The sequence below is a fragment of the Chitinophaga terrae (ex Kim and Jung 2007) genome (assembly GCF_900107795.1).
Taxonomy (GTDB): Bacteria; Bacteroidota; Bacteroidia; order Chitinophagales; family Chitinophagaceae; genus Chitinophaga; species Chitinophaga terrae.
The window spans coordinates 1-20822 of record NZ_FNRL01000047.1; the positions used below are offsets into that span (position 1 = coordinate 1).

Annotated in this window: 23 protein-coding genes and 1 pseudogene; 11 read left to right on the plus strand and 13 right to left on the minus strand. The window is 43.0% G+C overall.

Translation table 11 applies throughout. The features are described 5' to 3' along the window. Positions 1 to 257, plus strand: a pseudogene (locus tag BLV62_RS27155) (integrase core domain-containing protein); the annotation flags it as partial. A gap of 221 nt (positions 258 to 478) precedes the next feature. Here the strand turns inward: BLV62_RS27155 and BLV62_RS27160 are convergent. From BLV62_RS27160 to BLV62_RS27200, 10 genes are all read right to left on the minus strand, one after another. After that, complete coding sequence (locus BLV62_RS27160; RefSeq protein ID WP_225889535.1) at positions 479 to 754, minus strand: ORF6N domain-containing protein; 276 nt, start codon at positions 752 to 754, stop codon at positions 479 to 481. Beyond that, on the minus strand, positions 754 to 930 hold the full coding sequence (locus BLV62_RS29110) for a topoisomerase C-terminal repeat-containing protein (RefSeq protein WP_225889534.1): 177 nt from the start codon (positions 928 to 930) through the stop codon (positions 754 to 756). Before BLV62_RS29110 ends, BLV62_RS27160 begins: the two co-directional genes overlap by 1 nt. Positions 931 to 945: 15 nt before the next feature. Beyond that, on the minus strand, positions 946 to 2838 hold the full coding sequence (locus BLV62_RS27165; protein WP_225889533.1) for a DNA topoisomerase 3: 1893 nt from the start codon (positions 2836 to 2838) through the stop codon (positions 946 to 948). Positions 2839 to 2844: 6 nt separating this feature from the next. Further along, entirely contained in the window at positions 2845 to 4314 is a 1470-nt protein-coding gene (locus BLV62_RS27170) for a DUF3945 domain-containing protein (protein ID WP_089766142.1), read from the minus strand. Between the two features lie 149 nt (positions 4315 to 4463). Then, positions 4464 to 4706: a MerR family transcriptional regulator gene (locus BLV62_RS27175; RefSeq protein WP_089766170.1), complete on the minus strand. Its 243-nt coding sequence runs from the start codon at positions 4704 to 4706 to the stop codon at positions 4464 to 4466. Between the two features lie 22 nt (positions 4707 to 4728). Then, positions 4729 to 5082 carry a helix-turn-helix domain-containing protein gene (locus BLV62_RS27180; RefSeq protein WP_089766143.1) on the minus strand — a complete coding sequence of 118 codons (354 nt, stop codon included), beginning with the start codon at positions 5080 to 5082 and terminating at the stop codon, positions 4729 to 4731. Positions 5083 to 5344: 262 nt separating this feature from the next. After that, positions 5345 to 5965 carry an RteC domain-containing protein gene (locus BLV62_RS27185; protein ID WP_089766145.1) on the minus strand — a complete coding sequence of 207 codons (621 nt, stop codon included), beginning with the start codon at positions 5963 to 5965 and terminating at the stop codon, positions 5345 to 5347. After that, positions 5875 to 6246, minus strand: a complete 372-nt coding sequence (locus BLV62_RS27190; protein ID WP_211118341.1) for an ISAon1 family transposase N-terminal region protein — start codon at positions 6244 to 6246, stop codon at positions 5875 to 5877. Before BLV62_RS27190 ends, BLV62_RS27185 begins: the two co-directional genes overlap by 91 nt. 146 nt (positions 6247 to 6392) lie before the next feature. After that, on the minus strand, positions 6393 to 6968 hold the full coding sequence (locus BLV62_RS27195; RefSeq protein ID WP_089766148.1) for a YceI family protein: 576 nt from the start codon (positions 6966 to 6968) through the stop codon (positions 6393 to 6395). A gap of 18 nt (positions 6969 to 6986) precedes the next feature. Continuing rightward, the gene (locus BLV62_RS27200; RefSeq protein ID WP_089766149.1) at positions 6987 to 7877 is read right to left on the minus strand and encodes an NAD-dependent epimerase/dehydratase family protein; all 891 of its coding nucleotides are present in this window, start codon (positions 7875 to 7877) and stop codon (positions 6987 to 6989) included. Positions 7878 to 8026: 149 nt separating this feature from the next. Between BLV62_RS27200 and BLV62_RS27205 the strand changes: the two genes are divergently transcribed. Next, the gene (locus BLV62_RS27205) at positions 8027 to 8389 is read left to right on the plus strand and encodes a winged helix-turn-helix transcriptional regulator (protein WP_089766150.1); all 363 of its coding nucleotides are present in this window, start codon (positions 8027 to 8029) and stop codon (positions 8387 to 8389) included. Positions 8390 to 8639: 250 nt separating this feature from the next. Here BLV62_RS27205 and BLV62_RS27210 read toward each other — a convergent pair whose 3' ends face one another. After that, positions 8640 to 9521 (minus strand): SDR family oxidoreductase, encoded by an 882-nt coding sequence (locus tag BLV62_RS27210; protein ID WP_089766151.1) that lies wholly within the window; start codon positions 9519 to 9521, stop codon positions 8640 to 8642. Positions 9522 to 9635: 114 nt separating this feature from the next. On the opposite strand from BLV62_RS27210, the gene BLV62_RS27215 reads away from it, so the two are divergent. The 3 genes from BLV62_RS27215 (at position 9636) to BLV62_RS27225 (ending at position 13032) form a co-directional block, all read left to right on the plus strand. Further along, the gene (locus tag BLV62_RS27215) at positions 9636 to 9986 is read left to right on the plus strand and encodes a winged helix-turn-helix transcriptional regulator (RefSeq protein ID WP_089766153.1); all 351 of its coding nucleotides are present in this window, start codon (positions 9636 to 9638) and stop codon (positions 9984 to 9986) included. A gap of 485 nt (positions 9987 to 10471) precedes the next feature. After that, positions 10472 to 11734, plus strand: coding sequence for an erythromycin esterase family protein (locus tag BLV62_RS27220; RefSeq protein ID WP_168928007.1), 1263 nt, complete (start codon positions 10472 to 10474; stop codon positions 11732 to 11734). Between the two features lie 2 nt (positions 11735 to 11736). After that, a complete protein-coding gene (locus BLV62_RS27225; RefSeq protein WP_139170421.1) occupies positions 11737 to 13032 on the plus strand; it encodes an erythromycin esterase family protein in 1296 nt (431 codons plus the stop codon). 135 nt (positions 13033 to 13167) lie between these two features. Here the strand turns inward: BLV62_RS27225 and BLV62_RS27230 are convergent, their stop codons facing one another. Then, positions 13168 to 13824, minus strand: a complete 657-nt coding sequence (locus BLV62_RS27230; RefSeq protein WP_089766158.1) for an Imm19 family immunity protein — start codon at positions 13822 to 13824, stop codon at positions 13168 to 13170. A gap of 138 nt (positions 13825 to 13962) precedes the next feature. Continuing rightward, positions 13963 to 14370 carry a winged helix-turn-helix transcriptional regulator gene (locus BLV62_RS27235; RefSeq protein WP_089766171.1) on the minus strand — a complete coding sequence of 136 codons (408 nt, stop codon included), beginning with the start codon at positions 14368 to 14370 and terminating at the stop codon, positions 13963 to 13965. 90 nt (positions 14371 to 14460) lie between these two features. Here BLV62_RS27235 and BLV62_RS27240 point away from each other — a divergent pair, with 90 nt between their 5' ends. The 6 genes from BLV62_RS27240 to BLV62_RS27265 all read left to right on the plus strand — a co-directional run bounded on the left by BLV62_RS27240 (position 14461) and on the right by BLV62_RS27265 (position 20330). Further along, positions 14461 to 14838 (plus strand): nuclear transport factor 2 family protein, encoded by a 378-nt coding sequence (locus BLV62_RS27240; RefSeq protein WP_089766160.1) that lies wholly within the window; start codon positions 14461 to 14463, stop codon positions 14836 to 14838. Between the two features lie 102 nt (positions 14839 to 14940). After that, on the plus strand, positions 14941 to 15216 hold the full coding sequence (locus BLV62_RS27245; RefSeq protein ID WP_089766161.1) for an ArsR/SmtB family transcription factor: 276 nt from the start codon (positions 14941 to 14943) through the stop codon (positions 15214 to 15216). A 78-nt stretch (positions 15217 to 15294) separates the two neighbouring features. Beyond that, positions 15295 to 16479, plus strand: a complete 1185-nt coding sequence (locus BLV62_RS27250) for an MFS transporter (RefSeq protein WP_089766163.1) — start codon at positions 15295 to 15297, stop codon at positions 16477 to 16479. Between the two features lie 316 nt (positions 16480 to 16795). Next, positions 16796 to 17269, plus strand: a complete 474-nt coding sequence (locus tag BLV62_RS27255; protein ID WP_089766165.1) for a (2Fe-2S)-binding protein — start codon at positions 16796 to 16798, stop codon at positions 17267 to 17269. 29 nt (positions 17270 to 17298) lie between these two features. Beyond that, entirely contained in the window at positions 17299 to 19590 is a 2292-nt protein-coding gene (locus tag BLV62_RS27260) for a xanthine dehydrogenase family protein molybdopterin-binding subunit (RefSeq protein ID WP_089766166.1), read from the plus strand. A 224-nt stretch (positions 19591 to 19814) separates the two neighbouring features. Continuing rightward, entirely contained in the window at positions 19815 to 20330 is a 516-nt protein-coding gene (locus BLV62_RS27265) for a GNAT family N-acetyltransferase (RefSeq protein ID WP_089766168.1), read from the plus strand. Positions 20331 to 20822: the final 492 nt, after the last annotated feature.

Here is a 20822-nt window from a genome sequence, read left to right on the forward strand (position 1 = left end):
AGTTCATATCCCAGCTTTTAACGGAATGGAGCATGGTCAACGGCATCGAATTTTTATATATCCAGCCCGGAAAGCCCACGCAGAACGGTTTCGTGGAAAGATTGAACGGTACTTACCGTGATAATGTGTTGGACTGCTACCTGTTTGACACATTGGACGAAGTGAGGGAAGTTACCTGGCAATGGATGGATGATTATAACAATCACAGGCCACATGACAGTCTTGGAAATATGCCACCAACAGAATATGCTGCTCTATCCAATTTTGAAAGCGATAAACAGGCGTGTTAGGGTATTTAGGTTTAGGTTAATTTGAAGAGAATTTTGTAAAATTACACAGTCTTAATTTCGGGAAGCCGACAACTGATTATTAAAATGTCGATTAGAATTAAAACCAATTTTTAATATTTGCTTTCTTTGTATTAATAAGAAGAAGAGAAAAATATATCTTTATAGTGCTTTTTTGATTACATTGGTAGTCAATTCTGCAAAACTGATGGCAAATAACGCCTTCCGCCGTGGTTTAAACTTGAGGTGCCAATTTGGAACCTCAAGTTTTCAACTTCCTCTTCGTTCAGTTGATAGCAGAAAGAAGCAGGAAACCTGTCTATATTCCTTTTTACGGCTTTGTTAAGGTTCTTTGTTTCCACCTGATATAAGGTAGCGAGGTCGCTATCCAACATCACTTGCTTGCCACGTATGGTATAAATCAGGTTTCTGATTTCCTTGCTAATAATGATAGGTTTATTTTCCATTACTTTTTGTAGCTTTTATTTTTATCAAACTCAAAGGAGGTTGTACAATCCTCTTTCAATACGATATACGCATCGAATTTCTTACCTGCCTTGCTTTTCATTCCTTTGATGAGTGAAGTTTTCTTTTTATTGATAAGGCTTTCAATATCGGCTATGCCGATTTGTACGCCACACACATTACGGAACTGTACCTAATTACAAGCCTCATCAGGACACTTCACGATTTTATCACGGATAAGGAGTTGCTGGCTTTTGCATTTTGGGCAAACCAATTTGGGCAGGTTGTTTTGGGTAATGGAAGTTTGCAGCAATTCATTGGTAATAGATGAAGCGTAGGTTTCCATTTCCTTTTGAAAAGCACCTGCATCCGCTTCGTTGTTCTCAATTTTCTGCAATGCGAGTTCCCATTCGGCAGTCATTGCCACGTCCGCAATTTTCCGTTCTTTAACCAATTCATACACTTGCAATCCCTTTTCGGTAGGGATTAAGGATTTCTTTTCCCTTTGGATATAGTTACGGGTAAACAGGGTTTCGATTATTGCGGCTCTTGTAGCCGGAGTACCGATACCAATATTTTGTAAAGCCTTGCGTTCGTCTTCATTTTCGATTTCCTTTCCGGCAGTTTCCATAGCCGACAAAAGCCCTGCTTCGGTATAAAGCACAGTCGGTTTGGTTTTCTTTTCGAGAACGGAGGCTTCTTTTATTTTGAGTTCATCGCCTTTTTTCAGTTCGGGTAAATCCTGTATAGGTTCGGTGTCATCGTCCGTGAAACTTCCCTTAACGGAACGCCAGCCAGCTTCTATAACCTTACAGCCCTTTGCGGTAAAATCGTAATGCAACACCTGTAAACCGACATCAGTCAGCTCTTTGATACAGGCTTGTGAAAGGGCTTCGAGCAACCGAAAGGCAATCATATCATAAACGGCATTTTCTTTTGCGTTCAGTGCTGATGGGATTTTGTATGTAATCAATAATCCGTGGTGGTCGGTAACACGCAAATCGTTCACGATACGTTTATTGAAACGTCCCCATTTCATTTTCGATACGGCTTGCTTGCAGGATTCCCTGTCCTGCAAAGCCCTCACGAGGTTGGGAATTTCTGCCCACATATCTTCAGGGATGTATTTGCTTCCGGTGCGTGGGTAAGTGATAAACTTCTTTTCGTACAAACCTTGGGCAATATTGAGGGTTTCTTCAGCAGAAAGATTTAGTTTTTTATTGGCTTCCTTTTGTAATCCCGTAAGGTCGAACAATAAAGGAGGTTGCTCTGTAATACTTTTACTCTCCACAGAAGTAACGGTAACGCTCTTAACTCTTTCAATAGATTTCAACGTATCTCCTGCCAACTTTTGGTCATCCCATTTGGTTTTGGAAAGACTATTGAAATCAATAAATTCTTTGTTGTGCTGCAATTGTATTTGCCAATACTTCTTCACTTTAAAATCCCTGTTTTCGAGATAACGCTTACATATCAAAGCCAGCGTAGGTGTTTGAACTCTCCCAAGCGAATAGATGCCATTTCCTGCGGCAATGCCTAACGCCTGGGTAGCATTAATACCGAAGAGCCAATCGGCACGACTTCTTCCTTGTGCTGCCTTATACAGTCCGTCAAATTCTGACCCATCTTTTAATTTATCAAAACCCTGCTTAATGGCTTTTTCAGTAAGTGAGCTGATCCATAGACGTTCAAATGGCTTGTTGCATTTGAGGAATTCGTATATATAGCGAAATATCAATTCGCCCTCACGGCCTGCATCTGTTGCTACAATAATGCTTTCGCTTTTATTGAATAGTTCTTTGATTACTTTCAGTTGCTTTAATGCACCGGCATCGGCAGTGTAAGCTTTGTCTTTTTTCACTTTACGAACTTTCAATAAAAAAGGGTTAGGCAGTATAGGTAAAACCGCTTTATCAAATCCCGAAATGCCGTAATCTTCCGGCATAGCCAAGCCTACTAAATGTCCGAATGCCCACGTAACAAAATAGCCGTTGCCTGTGAGATAGCCATCCTTTTTATCGGATGCACCTACAAGTCCGGCTATTTCCCTTGCTACGCTTGGTTTTTCTGCAATAATTGTCTTCATACTTTATTACATTTTTCCGCCTTTTGATTTGGCAGGTGTTTCGGGTTTCTCTTGTTCCTCCTGTTGCTTTTTATTTTTCGGAGCTTGCTGTCCTTTCTGTAGAGGTTCTTTAATCTTTTTGGTCGCTTCATTCGTTTTACCCTCCGAATTGACAGCGGTTTGAGTTCTGTGGGCTTCCGTAGGTTTTGCCCGTTCTTTGAGTTTGTCAGGGTTTTGGAAGGAAAAACCAGTTTTACCAGTTTCAATGTTCAGTGTGATATACCCTTGGTATTTCTGACCTTTTTTATCTATCAGTCCATCTACATAAACAGTCTGACCTGCTTTGAACTTATTGTATTGTTCATCATCCAATTCTTTACCTCTAAAAGTCCTTGGTGCTTCCTGCGACTGATTTTGCTGACTTGTTTGTTGGTTATTTTGCGACTGCTTATTGTTGCCCGATCTGTCAAACAGGAACTCTACATAACGTTTGTCTGCATTGAACTGTACTGTTGCCGAAAATTCTGTTCCTTTTTTAGAAATCATACCCTCTAATTGAAGCGGTTTACCTTCCATTAAAGTTTGCTTTTGGGTATCATCAAGTTTTACTCCTTTTATTTCGTCTGGTATCTTAATGAAATCGGTTTTTAGGGCAACCAATTCATTTGTCAGTCTGTCCACACTAATGATTGATGGAATGGTTTCTCCTGTTTTCGGATTTGTCAGGTTGACTACACGCCCCATATTTCCGGTATTTAGCAAGTTATCCTTGTCATCTTGATTGAATTTATGTCCGAAAAATTCAAAGTTGAGGTTGGGCTCTTTACGGATACCGTGAATGGCAACCACGATTTGTCCGTTATCATTCGGCTGTAGCGACAAACGAGCATCCATACGGGTAACAGCTGTCCCGAGGTTCAGGCTCACAGGAACCAGTTCATTGGTCTTGTAGCCTTTAAGCAGCGGGTCAAGGAGGTTCATTTTTTCAAGTTTTTCTTTACTCAACCCAAGATTGTTCATCGTCTCCCAATCTATCTGTTCCGGTTTGTAGCGGTATTCGCTTGTTTCCGGTGTTGTCTGTGTTGTTTCCATATTGTCTTGATTTTCTTGTTTTTCTTGTTTTTTATCCAGGTTTAACTCTGGTTTTAATTCTTGATCTTTCATCACTTTTTCTCCCTCGGGAGTTGGATTGTTTATTTGTTCCTGCATTTCCTGTGCTTTCTCAACCGCAACAGGTGCAGGTACCTTGAAGAATGAAAAATTGCTAGGGTTCTTTAGCTGGCTAAAAAAATTGGAGAAGAAGTTGGAGAAGAAGTCTCCATGTTTGTCCACCCGCATAAACTGGTTCTGATTTTTTTTCGTAGGATCAACGGTTTCCATATTCCCGTTATCATCAATACTCTTTACAGCCTGAATTTTCTTTTTCTCTTTATCCAATACTAGCAGTATGTCTGAAAATTGTTCGGGCATTTTTTGTGTTGTTGTTTCTTCACTCATACTATCAAATATTTATTATTCATTGCCGAATGTATAAGAAGCGTTCATTGGTTTAGGACAATTGGCAGTTAAAGGCAGCATTTGTCACAGTTTGGCTTTATTTATTTGGCGGGAGGATTAAAACTTTCCCTGATAAACTGGTGTACATCCTATAGTTTGTAGTAGAGTTTTCCGCTAATTGTATAGTAAGGCAGCTTACCGATGGAGCGATACCGTTGTAATGAGCGGTTACTTATTTTCAACATCTGTAGCAAATCCTGATTATCCAATAATTCTTCACCGTCTATACTGTTACGGCTTCTCTTGCTTTCATCTATATGCTCTTTTAATAGATCAAGACGTTCTAAAATACGCTCCATCCACGCTATAAATTCAATTCTGTCGATATTCATATTCATATGTTTAATGGTAGTGTTATTGCTTGCCAGTATTCAACTTTCTGCCTTTTTCGATATAGCTTTTGCCTCTTGCCATCAGCTCTTTTACATACTCGTCACTGGTTTGTACAGCATTGGCATTTAGCATATCCTTGATAGCCCCTATGGTATAGAAATATTGTCCATAAAACTTTGAATAAGCTATCTCACCCTTGGTACGCATTCGCCATAGGGTTTTTTCGCTGATATGCAGATATTGGCATACCTCATGGTTATTCAACCATAGCTCATCGTAGCTATTTTCCTCCTGTCTTTTAAGGTAATCGGCAATGGCATTGATACGGTTGTTCAACTGTTTCCATGCCTCTTCTTCAATTGTTATAATTTTCATTGCACAACTCTTTAATGTCACTTATGCAAAATTGAGTAGTTTGGCAGGGTTTGTCTGCCAAGCCTTACCAATTGGTTTGGCTGTTTTTTTAGAAATTTTCACAATTAGGAAAAACCCTCGTTTTATAGAGTTTTCAAGGCATTAGAGGGGTTTTAGAAAGGAGTTTTGCTAACATTTGCCAATTGGCACATATGGGTAAAAGAAAAAGCAGTACGTTTTGGTACTGCTTTTAACTTTTTTGAATGTAAGCTGTATAAAATGGCTAAAGATCTTTATCCATGTATTCTTCGAGAGAAATTTTGAGATGATCTAAAAATGCTGTCCGGGAACCTGCTCTTGTTTTCATACGGTGAAACGCATGATGAAGATCACCCAACGAAACACTAAAAACTATCTGCGCTATCATGCTTAGTTTTCTTATCCCCACTTTTCCATGTGACACAGCTCCTGAAGCATACATCGCATATATGAGTTCTACAAGGGCATTTTTACTACTCGTCCAAAAAATGTCTTTAGTGGCTTCTTCATCCTTAAAGTTACTGTCCTCGATTGAATCTATTTTAAGATGCAAATAATTTTGGAGCAGATCGTTGGCTATGATGCGTGCAACTTTATAATCATAATAGGTGGAAAAGTGATGGTCGATTTCAAAAACAAAGCTGTTCAACCCATCATAGAGATTAATATTGCCCAATCTGAAAAAGGTTTGGTCTCGGTCATTTCTTCCCGACCGATAGTATCGGTAGAATTCGGAATTAAAAATATTCTCTTCAAATTCCTGCTTGAGTTCTTTTATTTGGTTGGAAAAATAGTTTCTGTATATTTTCCCGCTACCAAGAGGGCAGGCACATTCATTCGCGTTCCTTTTTTTACTATTTCCCAATCTCTAGTTATTATTTGCCCATCCTCCAAAACTTCCCACCGACGGCGCTTTGCATGCAACATGACGCGCTGATTGCGTATGGGAAAATCCTGAATAACAACTTCTGAGAAGAATCCTTTAGAGTGAGCTTTCTTATGTTGATGTTCTACTGGAATGCTATTCTTTTCCTCCAGGTATATGTGAATACCTTCTTTGTCCTGATTTGAATCTATTAAGTCAAAATACTCTAATATTCCCGCTGGTAACAGCAATTCTACAAGTTTGCGAAAGTTCTGATCCACATGCTTTATTGGCTAATCCAATGCAAAAAAACTATTTTTATATTAATCCCCCAATTATTTAACTTGATCCTACAAAAAAGGATACAGTAAAAAATTCTAAGTTTACTGTATCCTTTTTTCTGGTAGATGCTTATCAGTAAAGGGTTTTAGGAAACCAAACCGATCAATTCTATATGTGCATTCAAAGTCGCGGTTCTACCTATAACCACTTCCGGCACCTCGCTCCCGATACCAAAGGAAAATCTGTCAATCTTGGCAATAACCTGGAACACTTCTATATTTTGATTCCTCATAGGATCTGTTGTCGATCCCAAATGGATGATCGTGAGTGGCATCTCCACCGTCGAGTTTTTTATTGTAAGGTGGCCCGGAAGAGTAAACTTATTACCGGTTTGCTGCGTTAGTCCTTTTCCGGAAAACTCAATGAATGGATATTGTTGGCTATCGAAAAATTCCGGTCCTTTCAGGTGTTCGTCTCTGATGGCATTCCCGGTATTTATTTCCGCAACCGGTATCTTGAGCTGAATATCTGCATCGCTGAACCCATTCTCTTTGGAAGTAAAATCGAACTGGAAATTTGAAAAGTGGCCTCCAAGCTCTGAAATAACCAGATGACTAATGGTGAACCCTATCCGTGAATGGGCGACATCTGCGGTAAAGCTCACCGGGGTTTTATTTTCATTGCCCCCGGATACGGAGTTTGCTGTATCGATTATATTCATTGTATAAATTTTAATAGTTTAAATTTTGATAGATGCATGATCAATACCCGGTTGATTAACAAGAATAGCGTTTACTGCCTGCTGTATTTCCGGGAATTTAAATGTATATCCCGCGTCGATGATTTTGCGGGAAACCAGGTGCTTGCCATTGAATGGTTGCAACTTATAATCGAAGCCATGTACATTGTTGGCTATTGCCTTATAAATATCTCCTAATGATGCAGGTTGTGGTGCTACGGCATTATATACACCATCGAGGTCATGCTGAACGGCAAATGCAAAGATCCCTGCCATGTCCTCTATATGGTTCCAGGAAACCACTGTGCTGTTGTCCTGTTCCGCTATTTCCGGGTTTGCCATTACATGGTTTACATAAGACGAAAAAACGCCTTTCTCCGGTCCTAATACATACGGTACCCTGATTTTACAGACGCGTGAAGCTATCCCATCAACTTTAAAGCTGTCTGCCGTGCTTTCCCAGGCTTCACACAAGTCGGCAGCAAAGCCAATCGCTTTCTCTCCATCTTCATCTATTTCATTGGCCTTATCATTGAAGCTATAATATCCAATAGCAGATGCGGAAATAAATGCCTTCAGTTTTTGGTCACTGGCCAGCAATTGTTCCTTCAGGAACCTGGCAGCACCTACCCGGGAGTCATATACCAGCTTTTTCCGTTCTTCAGTAAAAGGTGTACCATCGTTAAATTTTGAACCTGAAAGATGTATGATGTAGTCAACACCTGTCAGAGCGTCCTTTTCGATAGTCCTGTTTCCCAAGTCCCAGGCAAATTCGTTTTCAGATGTAGGATTTCTTGTCAGGAACTTAACAATGTAATCAGGCTCCAATTTTTTTCTGACATATCCTGCTATAAAGCTGTGAGCGCCTGTGATCAATACCGTCTGTTTCATACATATTTTTTTACTTGATTCAGAAAACAAATTTAGTTTTACCTGCTATCGGAAAGTATAGTTGTTACCGTTTGGTTAGTAGTTACCAAAAGGTAATTACCGGAAGTTAGTTTGTTGGTATATTTGCAGGGTCCAAAAAGCGTTAAGCGATGAAGAAAGAAGAAAAGCAGTTAACAGATCGTTGCCGGAAAAATATCCAGGCCGTGATGGATACACAGGATCTTTTAGGCGGTAAATGGAAGATTTCTATTGTGGGTACTCTTTATTATAGCGGACAGGTAAGGTTTATGGAACTCATGAGACAGTTAGACGGCATTGCGCCTAAGGTTTTGTCCAAGGAACTGAAAGACATGGAGGCTAATCACCTCCTCACGCGAACGGTTACGGATACCACGCCTGCAACCGTCGTGTATGAACTTACCCAACAAGGCAAAAGCCTCAGTAAGGTGGTGGAAGCCATGCGGGAATGGGGTGTTGTATACAGGCAATCCATCATGGACGGTGATAGCTGATTTTTGCATTATCACCATGGCGGAAGTGCTGATGTTTAACCGGCTGCTTATTTCCTGGTAGCTGAGGCCATCTGTTTTATGCATGATATACACCAACCATAAAAAACGAATCTGAATAGATACAAAAAATGATACAGTGAAAAATTCTAATTTTACTGTATCATTTTTTCTGGTAGATGCTTATCAGTAAGGGGATTTGGGAAATCAAACCGATGCTGGGAAGCCAAAGAAAATTGCTAAATCATAGGATTTACCCTTCTACCAGTTGGCTATATGCGTTTTTCAAAAAATCTTTTAAACTGACCGGGCTTCTGCCTAGTAGCTGTTTCACATCACTTTTTTGGGTATCGAATTCTCTGTTAGCAATCGCCACACAGAACCTTGCAAGGTATGCTGCATCTTCTTCAGAAGCACCGGTCTGTACTAGCTGGGCAATATAGGAACTAGCCTCCGGTTGGTGATAAGTTATTGCTTTCCCGGTAATGTCTGATAGCAGGTCGGCAATCTCCGAGAAGGAGAATGCAGTTTCTGCAGCGATGATATATTCTTTGTTTTCATGACCCGGCGTAGTCAGTACAACAGCTAACGCCTCAGCCATTTCTGTTATTGGCAAAAAGGGTGTTTTACCGTCTCCGGCCGGGATGGAAATACCATTGTTTAATATATCCGTTCCTGTTAGGAAGGGAATCATGTCGGCATACATGGTATTATCCATTAAAGTATAAGGAATACCTGTTTGTTTTAGATAATCAGCCGTGTATGCATGATATCTAACCTCTTCACCCATTATACTTTGGTGTAGATTTTTCATATCAAAGCTCGTGTAGATAAGATGGCCAACGCCGGTTTCCCTGGCTGCATTGATCGCATTTTTGTGCTGCTCAAACCTTTTGTCTATATCTGATGAAGAAGATATAAGCAGTAGCTTGTCTACGCCCCGGAACGCACTTTTTAAAGATTCAAAATCCTGGTAGTCGCCAAGTTTTATGTGAACTCCTTTTGATTTTAATTCTACCGACCTGGTTTCATCTCTTACCAATGCGGTAATGTCGTTTGGAGCTATACCCCTGTCTAATAATGAATTGATGGTAGCTTCACCTAAATTCCCTGTTGCACCGGTTACTAAAATCATATTTTTCTTTTTAGGATTAATTACTTTTGATGTGTAAAGAAACAGATATTAATTTTGAAAAGTTGCCCTTTCGTTTGGTAACAATGCAAAAAGTGGTAACCTAAAAGTAACCTTATGGAAAATGAATTAGGCCATGCCGACTGCCCGGTTACAGCAACAATAGCCCTGTTTGATGGACGTTGGAAGGTGATGATTTTATATGTGCTTTCCAAGAAAAGCAGACGTTTTGGCGAAATCCTGGTCAGAGTACCTTCTATTTCAAAAAAGGTGTTAACCGAACAATTGAGAGAGCTTGAAGCTGATGGCTTAATCAGCAGGAAACAGTACAGGGAGACTTCTCCCCGGGTCGAGTATGCGCTCACTGATTTAGGGAAAAGCCTGTGCCCTTTGTTAATTGATATAGCAGCTTGGAAAAGAAAATACATTGGATCGCCTAATCAAGGTGAGACAAAGCTTCCCGATTGAAGACGTAACCAAAACTCCTGATCAAGCCGATTATGAAGTAGTATTTTGGATAGATAGGGATAATGTTGCCAAGTAGTCAAATAGATATTTGAAGTTTAAAAAAAGCATTATATTCATGATGATTAGTTATAGCCTATAGTCTGGATAGGCGTCTAAAACAATATTTTATTTTAGAACCGTTGTGATAATGTGTTGAAAGGGGGTACAGCCAAGGGCTTCTTTTTCCTTGTTATGATGCCTTTTTTAATGTTTCCCGGCATATTGTATACCCAATCAAACTTGCTTAACCTAATCTCTCATTTGTGTTTATCTCATTGTACATGGAACAAAAAACGCAATACTGTCAGCGATCGTGAAAGATAGCCCCTAACAGTTCTGTTTCGAGCCATTGTTTAATTGCAGGCGATATCGAACGACTGTAAATTCCGGTTTCAACTATGAATCGTTCCGGAGGAGGCGGGGAGTGCTTTTATAAAAAAGTTTTTATGCATAATTTCCGATTACGCTGGATTGAAAAGATATTAATAGCCGCTGTTATTAATGCCGCTACCTGGTGTTTATCCATTGCCCAGAGTAACGGTAAAATTCCTTTTTCCGAACTCGGGTCGCTTTCATTGGATTCCGGAACTACCTGGGTTCAATCTGTTTTTAATAAATCAATAGATAACGATGTGCAAGTGGTAGGGCTGGGGGAAGTGAGCCATGGTGGCTATGAACCGTTGGCGCTAAAAGCCAAGATGGTCCAATATCTTGTTGAAAACAGGGGATACAGGAACATTCTTTTCGAATTTCCTGATATAGCATCCGTGAGGCCGGTTAGGCAATACCTGCTCAACAATGATATCAAAGAACTTGCGGTGGCCGATTCTTTGGCAAGCGTGGTAGCAGCTGGATTACCGAATACACAAGAGGTGTTTAGTCGCTTGTTTCGCTGGATCAAAGTATATAACCTGGCGCATCCCAGCGAAATGGTGAAGGTAACCGGCTTCGATCTAAGTATGGATGCCGGATTCCGGAACTTTTTTCTATATAACTACATCATCCCGTTTAATAATACCGATGCGCAAAGATTGCTGTATCACTGGAACAACAACCAGGTAACTGACGAATCCAAGATAGCCTCGGTAAATGCCTGGTTCAATGCCAATAAAGGTAAACTGGGGAAAGGAATGAAGAAGGGTGAGTTTGAGGAATTACAGTATCATCTCCGTAACGAAACACATTCCATGCAATACGTGGCATTGAAAACGGAAATATCAGCGGAGAATGACATCAGGGCAAATAGGTACCGGGATAGCATCATGGCTGATAATGTCGTCTATCTTGCAGGTTCCCAAAAAACCATTGTATGGGCGCATAATGCTCATATTTCCACAACTGATGAATATATGGGCAAATACCTGAAAGAGCGGTACAAATCCCGTTATTTTATATTGCTTACAGACTTTTCCAATGAGGCGGATGTTTACCTGGTAACAGGCGAAAAAGCAGTTCCCGGCAGCAGGAAAATTCGGGAGGCGCACTTCGTAGCAGAACGTACAACAATTGCCGGCAACCTGTTAAAGAACTATGGTATTTCCGGCGGTATTTTCTTTAATCAGGATCTTCCTGCCAGCAAAACATACGATAAATTGAATTTGATTGACATATATGGAAAGCAGTTAATGATGTCTTCGGACCGGGCTTTTAATGTGCTTGTGATATTTAATAACATTACTCCATATCCCAAACCGGTAAACAGCAGATGAGCATGAGACAATTTTCTACTTACATCCCGCCAGGGCATTGCAACCCAAATACCGCCCGCCTCATTCATATGATGAAAGTGTATATAAAAAAGGCTGTTATAATAATATTGCTGTTTGCGCCGCTTCTGGGCGCAACTGCGCAACATGCAGGAACAGTTGCCAATACACCGCTAACAACGGCTATCAGGGATATAGCGACTGGGTTTGACAATAAAATACCTGCGGATACAAAAGTAGTGGGCATCGGCAACGTTACACCTTTTGCAAGGGAGTCCACCGAATTAAGTATGGCAATAGCCGGGTTCCTGGTTAGTCAGAAAAAATTCAGGCATATTGTTTTACTCTATGAAGACTGGCTATTACGTCCGCTAAATGATTACCTCACCGATAAAAGGCCGTTTGATTCCACAACTGTTGACTCGCTAGTAAGAATTTCACTGGCTAACAGCAGTTCGCGTAATACCTCATTCAGCTCATTTGCCATTTGGCTGAAAAAATACAACCTGGATCACAGTGAGTCAATGGTTGATATTTCCGGCATAGTGGCAGATGATCTTATACCTCCCGCTTATTTCCTGGCTACCTATATTTTCCCGGCTGACAGAACCAGCGGGTTGATGCTTTCAAAAAAATGGGGCGCTAATAGCTATGACGACGAATCAGCATTTAAAGACATTACAACCTGGTATCAACAGGTAAGTAAGAATACGGCCTTGTTCAATAAACATAAAGCGTTGTTAGTGCGCTGCGCAGAAGATATTGAACATAATGACATAATCCGTAAGGGCAGCTCTTTAATAATGAAGCCTAAAGTATTGATAGATCTGAAAACCCGTGCAATGGCTGGCCTGGTTCAAAAGAAATCCGATAGGCAAACAATTATTTATGCGAATAACGAGGATATAGCAAGGGCTGCTTTTGTTTTTAATGGTGATACGTTAACGTCGCTTGGCTTGCTTTTGCATGAACAGTTAAAAGATCGGTATTATTCCTGCCTGACAGATTTTGGAGCGCCTTCTGATTTGAACCAGATAGATGCTCAGACTGGCCAATTAACAGTGACTACGATACCAGGATCAGAGTATCTCCAGGTATTGTCACGGAAGAAACCGGCTTTTTTTATGCCGGAAGATAAACAGGATTTTAAGCAATACCGGCCAAGAACAATTTTTCCCGTAATAGGCATTGAAAGAGAAATAGTGACCAATAGTGACCTGCCAGCTGCCGATGCTTTATTTATTATTAAACATCTTAGCTCCACTGGTTTTTTAAAAAGAATTACAGACATCGCCTTTTGATAATCTTGCCATAATACAAACCTATGTTTTAAATATCGTAAGGCTATGAAAGTGAATGAGGGACAGGATGAATTTTATACCCTATTGTTAAAGCTCAAAGAAACTGCTGTAAACACCTATGTGCATGGTGGCTCTTTACAGCGTTGCTGAATTAATTACCTGGTTAACACCGATCAGATCTTCCTCCCTATTCTGGCGGTTTCTTTCAGAATGGTTCCTGTTAATAGCCAAACCAACATCCGGTATATGTTCAAATATATTCTTCTCTTCTTCGTCGAAGATAAGGTGACTGCACAGGAAGCGGGTGATGGCGGTCAACTGATCGGTAGAAAGCTCTAAAGCCATTTCATGCAGGCGCATAGCAATGGCGGCTTCTATTTCCGGGCGCTCCGACTGACTTCCCACCGCCAGCGGCAGCAACAGGAAGAACAACAGCGAGGGATCCGTTTGGTCTTTGTCGATGATCATCTGTAGCTCTTTCCAGGTCAGCAGGGAGAGATGAAAATTCCCACCGGTATTTCCGAGATAGGTATCGTTAAAGAAATAGACTGTTTGGTAAATATGAAATTCCGCGAAAAAGGTAACGGTCTCATTGAGGCGATGTACATAGGTGTAACCGTTCCATGGGTCTTCTGTTGCACCTGTCAACTCCTCCCACCATTCAGCGGGCGGCATGTCAAAATGTTCTGGCAGATAGTCTGTAAGCGTTGTTTCGGTTTCATCGTCGGCCGCAAAAGGAAACTGGGTCAGTAAGAACAAGCAGAAATTTTTATCTGATAAATGAAGTTGCATTCGTCGTGTATTTTTCGGACATCCGGATCAACAAAGCCGTTTTCGGTACTGCAGCTGCTAAGATAAGCCATATCTAACGAATTCGGAAGATTACTGTAAGCACCGGGCGCCCATAACGCGCAATACCGTTCAGCAACACTATTTTACTTTCTTTTTCAACTCCAGACTCAACTCCTTAATAACCGCCGGCTTATCGCTCTTAATTCGTTTGCCCAACTCTTTCCTCGGGCAGTTCTTATTGTATTTGGCGCCCCAATCCATTATTTCAATTACAATCGGCAATAAATCGGCCCCCTTTTGAGTGAGACTATATACAAATTTCGACTTGTTTAAAGGAGAAACTTCTTTTACCAGGATCTTCTCCGATTCTAAATGATTCAACCTGTTCACCAGAATATTGGTTGCTATCTTTTCTTCTGACGCCAAAAATTCGCTGAAGGATACCTTACCTCTTAACATAATGTCACGAATGATCAATAACGACCATTTGTCGCCAAATACCTCCAAAGAACAACTGATTGGACAATCGGATCTTTTGTTTTCCATAAAAAAATAAGTTATTGCATTTTGCAATTTCTTTTTATATTTATATTGCATTTTGCAATAACAAATTTATCCATTTGAAACTAACTTGCCATGGAAAATCCTTTTGAAGTAAAAAAACTATTGGAAGCCTACTACGACGGGTTCTCAAAGAAAGGAAACTGGGAACATACCCTGTCAGATGACTTCCGGTTCACCGGCGGGGATATGACAAACCCGAACCCTGTCGTAGGTAAGCAGGCCTATATCGAAGTTATCAGGCGCTTCTCCCAACGATTTGAAAGTATGAGGGTACAACAGGTAATAGTTGAAGGAGATAAAGCCAGTGTAATTGCCAATTACGATTTCGTTTTTCCGAACGGCGCAAAGATAAACGGGAATGTGGCAGAGTACTGGACAATTGATCATGGCAAACTCAGCTCTCTAACGATCTTTTTTGATACACTGACTTTTATGAATAACTCGAAATAATCCTCTGTCACCTCATTATCATTTCATATTCTTTCGCATAGAAACATTTACATCTTTCTATATTTCCCCTTATCTTTGCCCCGGAATCAATTTATTTTCCGGATGGACAATAAGAAATTTGAGAAAATATCCCGTGCATTAAGCGACGCCAGCAGGATCACCATACTGCAGGAGATCAGGAAAAAGCAGGGATGTTTGTACTGTGCAGAGATAACCGATATGCTTGACCTTACCCAACCTTCCGTTTCCCACCACCTGAAACAGCTGGTAGACGCAGACCTGCTCATACCCGAAAAAGAAGGAAGGAATATCAAATATCTTTTAAACCAGGAAGTGCTGGCCGACTATATCGCCTGCCTGAATTTCCTGAGAGGCTGATTTTCTTAAAACGCCAGATTAGACTATCTCATCATCCTTATTATATAGATACATTCAAATATTTCAAACTAACAGCCAATGAAAAAGTCAATATACGCAATGGCTCTGGGAGCTTTCGGTATTATTACCACAGAATTCGGCGTTATAGGCGTATTGCCAAATCTGGCTCAGGTGTTTCATGTTTCTCTTGAAAAAGCGGGGTGGCTCTTAAGTGCGTTTGCACTGACAGTAGCAGTATCATCCCCGTTTATAACGGCGCTGACCACCAACGTTAACCGTAAGCTGCTGATGTCTTTGGTCCTGGCAGTATTTGTAGTGTCCAATATCCTGTCGGCATTTGCTCCCAATTTCACCGTATTGATGATTGCCCGGGTCTTACCTGCCTTCTTGCACCCGCTATTCTGGAATCTGTCATTGGCTGCAGCGTTCAAAGAGTCGGGAAGCAAGGCGGTTTCTGTTGTAATGTCAGGCGTCAGCATTGCTACAGTTATGGGCGTACCGATCACCACTTATGCGGCTGAATTTTTCAGCAACTGGCAGGCATCCTTTTTCCTGGCCAGCTTTGTTAGCCTGATCGCATTCCTCGGACTTGTCCTGTATGTGCCGTCTATGCCGGCCGCAAGGAAAGCGGCAGGCGACAGTCAGCTGTATGTATTAAAAAGTCCCCTGCTATGGCTGAATCTTGTTTCCACCATCTTAATGCTGGCAGGAATGTTTTCCAGCTACGGTTACCTGGCTGCCTATATGGAAAAGGTCACGCACATGAACGGCACCCAGATCAGCGTTATGCTGCTCCTGTTCGGCGGCATGGGCGTACTGGGTAACTGGCTTACAGGCAGGGCCTTGAGTAAAAATGTTATGCTTACCACCCGTGTATTCTTTACGGCGCTTATATTAGTACAGATCCTGGCTTATCTTTTCGGCGGCCTCTTTGTTCCTATGGTGATCCTCCTTTCTTTATGGGGCGCTATCCACACCGGCGGCTTCCTGATAGGCAATATCCGTACAACCCGCTCTGTTCCTCACAGTGCGCTGGAATTTGTGAATAGCCTGCTTACATCTTGCTATAATATCGGTATCTCCCTGGGTGCGATGCTGGGAGGGCTGGTCATTGCCAGGTACGGTGTTCATTACGTTGTCTGGATGAGCGTTGGATTGCTGGCCGTAAATCTGGGTCTGAGCTTTATTACATTCGGTAAAAAACATCAGCATACGGCGCCCGCTGCAGCAATGGAGAAGGAGCCCATCATGATGCATGCATAAGCCCTTCGTCCACGCCCTGGGCAATAAAAATGCAACAGCGCCAGCTAAATAATAAAAGGTGATATCAGTAATTACAGGACGCCTGCCATGGAGATTAACTTCCGGCAGGCGTCTTCATTTTGTTCTCACAGGGTTTCCATTCTCTTACACTTCGGATAACCGTATACGTTAGCCCTTCGCGATCTTTCGACAGTCGTTCCTTTTTGAATTTCTTAATTTTCATTTCTTTTTCTTAACCGAATGCCTTAAATTAAATATAGATTTGCTGAGTCTGTAACAATCCAACCTTATACTGCTCTATTTTAAACGGAACATTATGGCTAAATATTCAATTCAGGTAAATGGCAAAAAGCACGAAGTTGATGTGCTGGAAGATATGCCATTGTTATGGGTGCTCCGGGATATCATCGGCCTTAAAGGCACTAAGTTTGGCTGCGGCAAGGCCCTGTGCGGCGCCTGTACGGTGCATCTTAACGATGATGCCATCCGGTCCTGCAGCTATCCTATTTCAGCGGTTGGCGACGCCAAAATAACCACGATAGAAGGATTGTCGGAAGATGGGGATCACCCCTTGCAGCAAGCCTGGGAAAAATTTGTGGTGCCTCAATGCGGCTATTGCCAGACCGGCCAGATCATGAATGCAGCGGCGTTGTTGAAAAGGAACGCACATCCTTCTGCCCAGGAGATCGAGCAGGCTATGCAAGGTAACCTTTGCAGGTGCGGAACCTATAACAGGATCAAGGCAGCCATTTCAGAGGTGGCCGGCATCCCAAATGCGGCATCCAAATAATTTCTCCATCCTTAACCAGCGTACAAATCATGAAAATATTGGCTCCTTTTCAAAAGAAGAAGAACGAGAATATCAGTTCCGAAGTTTTCAGCGCTTCCAGGAGAGATTTCCTGAAGGTGGGCGGCCTGCTGACCGGCGGACTCGTATTGGGTGTAAGTTTCTTTAGCTGTAATGAAAAAGGTAAGAAAATAGTTACCATCGCACCTAACGTTTACCTGCAGATTGGCTCGGATGGTAAAGTGACCATTGTTGCACACCGTTCTGAAATGGGACAGGGCATCCGGACCTCACTTCCGCTGATCGTGGCGGACGAACTGGGGGCCGACTGGAAAAACGTCCGCATCGTTCAGGCGGAAGGAGATGAAAAGAAATATGGTAATCAGAATACAGATGGCTCATTTTCCATCAGGCAATTCTACAAACCTATGCGCGAAGCCGGCGCCATCGCCAGGCTGCTGCTGATAAGAGCCGCTGCACAGCAATGGAAAGTACCTGCTGAAGAATGTGATACTGAAAAAGGACAGGTGATCCACAGGAACTCCGGCAAAAAACTGGAGTTCGGCGACCTGGTGGAAGCGGCTAAATCGTTGCCTGTTCCTGCAGTCAGCGAAATAAAACTAAAGGATAACAGCAGGTTTAACATGATAGGAAAGGAAACGCCGATCGTTGACCTGCACGATATAGTAAGCGGTAAAGCTGTTTTTGGCATCGATGCCGTGACCGACGGGATGAAAATAGCCGTTGTTAAAAGATGCCCCGTTGTAGGAGGCGCCGTGAAGTCGTTCGATGATACCAAAGCCCGCGCCATCCCCGGTGTTATCAAGGTGATTGCCATCAAAGGCCCCGGCCTGCCGGCGACCTTGAGAAAACCCCTGAGCGGCGTAGCCGTTATCGCCGAAAATACCTGGGCGGCTATCAAAGCCCGCGACCTGCTGGAAGTGGAATGGGACCTGGGGCCTAACGCCGGCTACGATTCTGCTAAACAGATCGAAGAGTTAAAACAGGAAGTGACAAAAAATGGGACAGTACGCAGAAAACGAGGCAACTTCCTGGCCGCAAAAGCTGCTGCTAAAAAAGTTATTGATCATACATACGTGGCGCCTTATCTCGCACACGCCACCCTCGAGCCGCCTACAGCCCTCGCTGTTGTGAAAAACGGTAACTGCGAAGTCTGGGCATGCACACAAAATCCGCAGGGGGCGCGGGAAGCGGTAGCGGAAGCGCTGGGATTCCAGGCAGACAAAGTAAGGGTAAATATAACGCTGCTGGGCGGCGCGTTCGGCCGGAAGTCCAAGCCGGACTTCATCGTGGAAGCAGCCCTGCTGGCAAAGGAATCCGGGCTCCCGGTAAAGGTGCAGTGGACCAGGGAAGACGACATTCATCACGATTACTTCCATGCGTTGAGCGTACAACGGATCGTTGCCACCATCGACAACCAGAATAAGCTGAGCGGCTGGGATCATCATATCGCTTATCCCTCCATTTCCGCTACGGAAGATAACGCCGTAGTGCAACCCAGCGATGGAGAACTGGGACTGGGGGCAACTGATTTTCCGTATGATGTTCCTGCTATCAACGTGGAAACGCACGATGCCAAAGCGCATCTGCGCATAGGCTGGTTAAGGTCCGTACGCAACATACCACAGGCTTTTGCTGTTGCCACAATGTTGGACGAAGTAGCGGAAGCCAGGGGAGTGGACCCCGTAGCCAATGCGTTGGAGCTGCTGGGAGAAGACCGTAATATCACTTTCAACGAGGAACTGGTAAAAACTACCTATCCAAACTATGGGGAGGATATTGCCAATTATCCCTGGGAAATTGCCCGTATGAAAGAGGTGATCCGCCGCGTGGCTAAAGAATCTGGCTGGGGGAAAGAGATGCCTAAAGGTTCGGGTCTGGGGTTTGCCGTGCACAGAAGCTTCCTTACCTACGTAGCTTGTGTAGTGGAAGTACAGGTGGATGCAAATAACAAGATCACCATTCCCAATGTATACTATGCCGTGGATTGTGGCCTGCCAGTAAACGTGGACCGCATCAGATCACAGTTTGAAGGTGGCGCCCAGTTTTCTGCGAGCCTTGCCCTTAAAAGCATGATCACCGTGAAAAACGGGCAGGTGGAGCAGAACAACTTCGATGGTTACCAGATCATCCGGATGCCTGAATCGCCCGGGCAGATCCATGTACACATTGTGGAAAGCGCTGCCAAACCAACAGGCGTAGGGGAACCGCCCGTGCCGCCTTTCACGCCGGCGCTATGCAACGCGATTTATAAAGCAACAGGGAAACGCATCTACACGCTTCCTATAGATATTAATGCCTGATTTTTCGGAGTGGGCGGCTTGCACCAGGTTAACAGCGCGACGGAACTTAACAGGCCGCCTGGTTTTGGCCGAGATACCACCTTTCTTCAATTTGAGCGTATGATGGATATTGCGTTACAGTAATTACCTCCCCGGTAATTACATCTTCAACTGATATTTTTGTTCTTCTCTGCTGCAATATCAGCAGAGAAAGTATCCCTTATTTTTATTTAATTCCATCAGAAATGCATAAAAGCAATTATACAATCAGGAGGGAAAAGCCTTCTGACATCAACGCTATCGATCAGGTAACAAAAGCTGCATTTGCTTCCGCAGCGTATAGCAGCGGAACAGAATCATTCATCATAAAGGCCCTGCGTGCTAATTGTCAGCTTACCATTTCCCTGGTAGCAGAGGAGGAGGGTGTAGTAATAGGACATGTGGCTATATCGCCTGTGGCCATTTCTTCAGGAGACGAAGGCTGGTTTGGACTGGGGCCCGTATCAGTGATCCCTTCCAGACAGGGATCCGGTGTCGGTTCCGGCCTTATCAGGGCCGCTATCGGGGGCTTGAAAGAGCTGCATGCAGCCGGCTGCGTGGTGCTGGGTGAGCCTTCTTATTATGGCCGGTTTGGATTCAGCGCCAATGCGCGTTTGCAGTACCCGCATGCGCCTGCGGAGTATTTCCAGGTACAGTCATTTACCGGGCAAATACCGGAAGGAACTGTCGAATACGACGATAGTTTCAATGTCACCGGTTGAATGTGATCAAATGGAGGCTGCCTCAAAACATGGGCAGCCTCTTTATGTGTGCCAGGCATGTGTTATATCTCTAGGGTGCAAGTCCCGAATGCGCTTTGTAGTAGGAAGCATTAGCCAATAGCAAGGGTGTCCACTGTAAAGTGGAATCTGAAGGAAGCTGGCGGCAAACATCCGGGCCGACGAACAGAAACTGTATACAAGGCGGGGTTACAAGGGTGATGTTGCATAAGAAACAAAAACCCGATACTACACAGATTGTAACAACGTAAATGCAGCGGCTACATGGATGGAAAGCGATAACACTTACCCTGGGAGGCCCTGTTTTTTTTTTTACAGGGAGTCAGCCGAGGTCATAGTAGGCAGGGAAACGAGCCATCTCCCGAAGTACAAGGGTAAAGATGGACGACTCACAGACAAGCTGAAGGACCGAATGTTAGAATGGCAAAGGAATTTGACCAGGTGCATAACAAAGCGTTAACAACCGAAACACTT

Coding starts and splice junctions, on each gene's coding strand:
- BLV62_RS27160 (WP_225889535.1), bottom strand. CDS start 754: ATGGAAAATAAACCTATCATTATTAGCAAGGAAATCAGAAACCTGATT.
- BLV62_RS27165 (WP_225889533.1), bottom strand. CDS start 2,838: ATGAAGACAATTATTGCAGAAAAACCAAGCGTAGCAAGGGAAATAGCC.
- BLV62_RS27170 (WP_089766142.1), bottom strand. CDS start 4,314: ATGAGTGAAGAAACAACAACACAAAAAATGCCCGAACAATTTTCAGAC.
- BLV62_RS27175 (WP_089766170.1), bottom strand. CDS start 4,706: ATGAATATCGACAGAATTGAATTTATAGCGTGGATGGAGCGTATTTTA.
- BLV62_RS27180 (WP_089766143.1), bottom strand. CDS start 5,082: ATGAAAATTATAACAATTGAAGAAGAGGCATGGAAACAGTTGAACAAC.
- BLV62_RS27195 (WP_089766148.1), bottom strand. CDS start 6,968: ATGAATATAATCGATACAGCAAACTCCGTATCCGGGGGCAATGAAAAT.
- BLV62_RS27200 (WP_089766149.1), bottom strand. CDS start 7,877: ATGAAACAGACGGTATTGATCACAGGCGCTCACAGCTTTATAGCAGGA.
- BLV62_RS27205 (WP_089766150.1), top strand. CDS start 8,027: ATGAAGAAAGAAGAAAAGCAGTTAACAGATCGTTGCCGGAAAAATATC.
- BLV62_RS27210 (WP_089766151.1), bottom strand. CDS start 9,521: ATGATTTTAGTAACCGGTGCAACAGGGAATTTAGGTGAAGCTACCATC.
- BLV62_RS27215 (WP_089766153.1), top strand. CDS start 9,636: ATGGAAAATGAATTAGGCCATGCCGACTGCCCGGTTACAGCAACAATA.
- BLV62_RS27220 (WP_168928007.1), top strand. CDS start 10,472: ATGCATAATTTCCGATTACGCTGGATTGAAAAGATATTAATAGCCGCT.
- BLV62_RS27225 (WP_139170421.1), top strand. CDS start 11,737: ATGAGACAATTTTCTACTTACATCCCGCCAGGGCATTGCAACCCAAAT.
- BLV62_RS27230 (WP_089766158.1), bottom strand. CDS start 13,824: ATGCAACTTCATTTATCAGATAAAAATTTCTGCTTGTTCTTACTGACC.
- BLV62_RS27235 (WP_089766171.1), bottom strand. CDS start 14,370: ATGGAAAACAAAAGATCCGATTGTCCAATCAGTTGTTCTTTGGAGGTA.
- BLV62_RS27240 (WP_089766160.1), top strand. CDS start 14,461: ATGGAAAATCCTTTTGAAGTAAAAAAACTATTGGAAGCCTACTACGAC.
- BLV62_RS27245 (WP_089766161.1), top strand. CDS start 14,941: ATGGACAATAAGAAATTTGAGAAAATATCCCGTGCATTAAGCGACGCC.
- BLV62_RS27250 (WP_089766163.1), top strand. CDS start 15,295: ATGAAAAAGTCAATATACGCAATGGCTCTGGGAGCTTTCGGTATTATT.
- BLV62_RS27255 (WP_089766165.1), top strand. CDS start 16,796: ATGGCTAAATATTCAATTCAGGTAAATGGCAAAAAGCACGAAGTTGAT.
- BLV62_RS27260 (WP_089766166.1), top strand. CDS start 17,299: ATGAAAATATTGGCTCCTTTTCAAAAGAAGAAGAACGAGAATATCAGT.
- BLV62_RS27265 (WP_089766168.1), top strand. CDS start 19,815: ATGCATAAAAGCAATTATACAATCAGGAGGGAAAAGCCTTCTGACATC.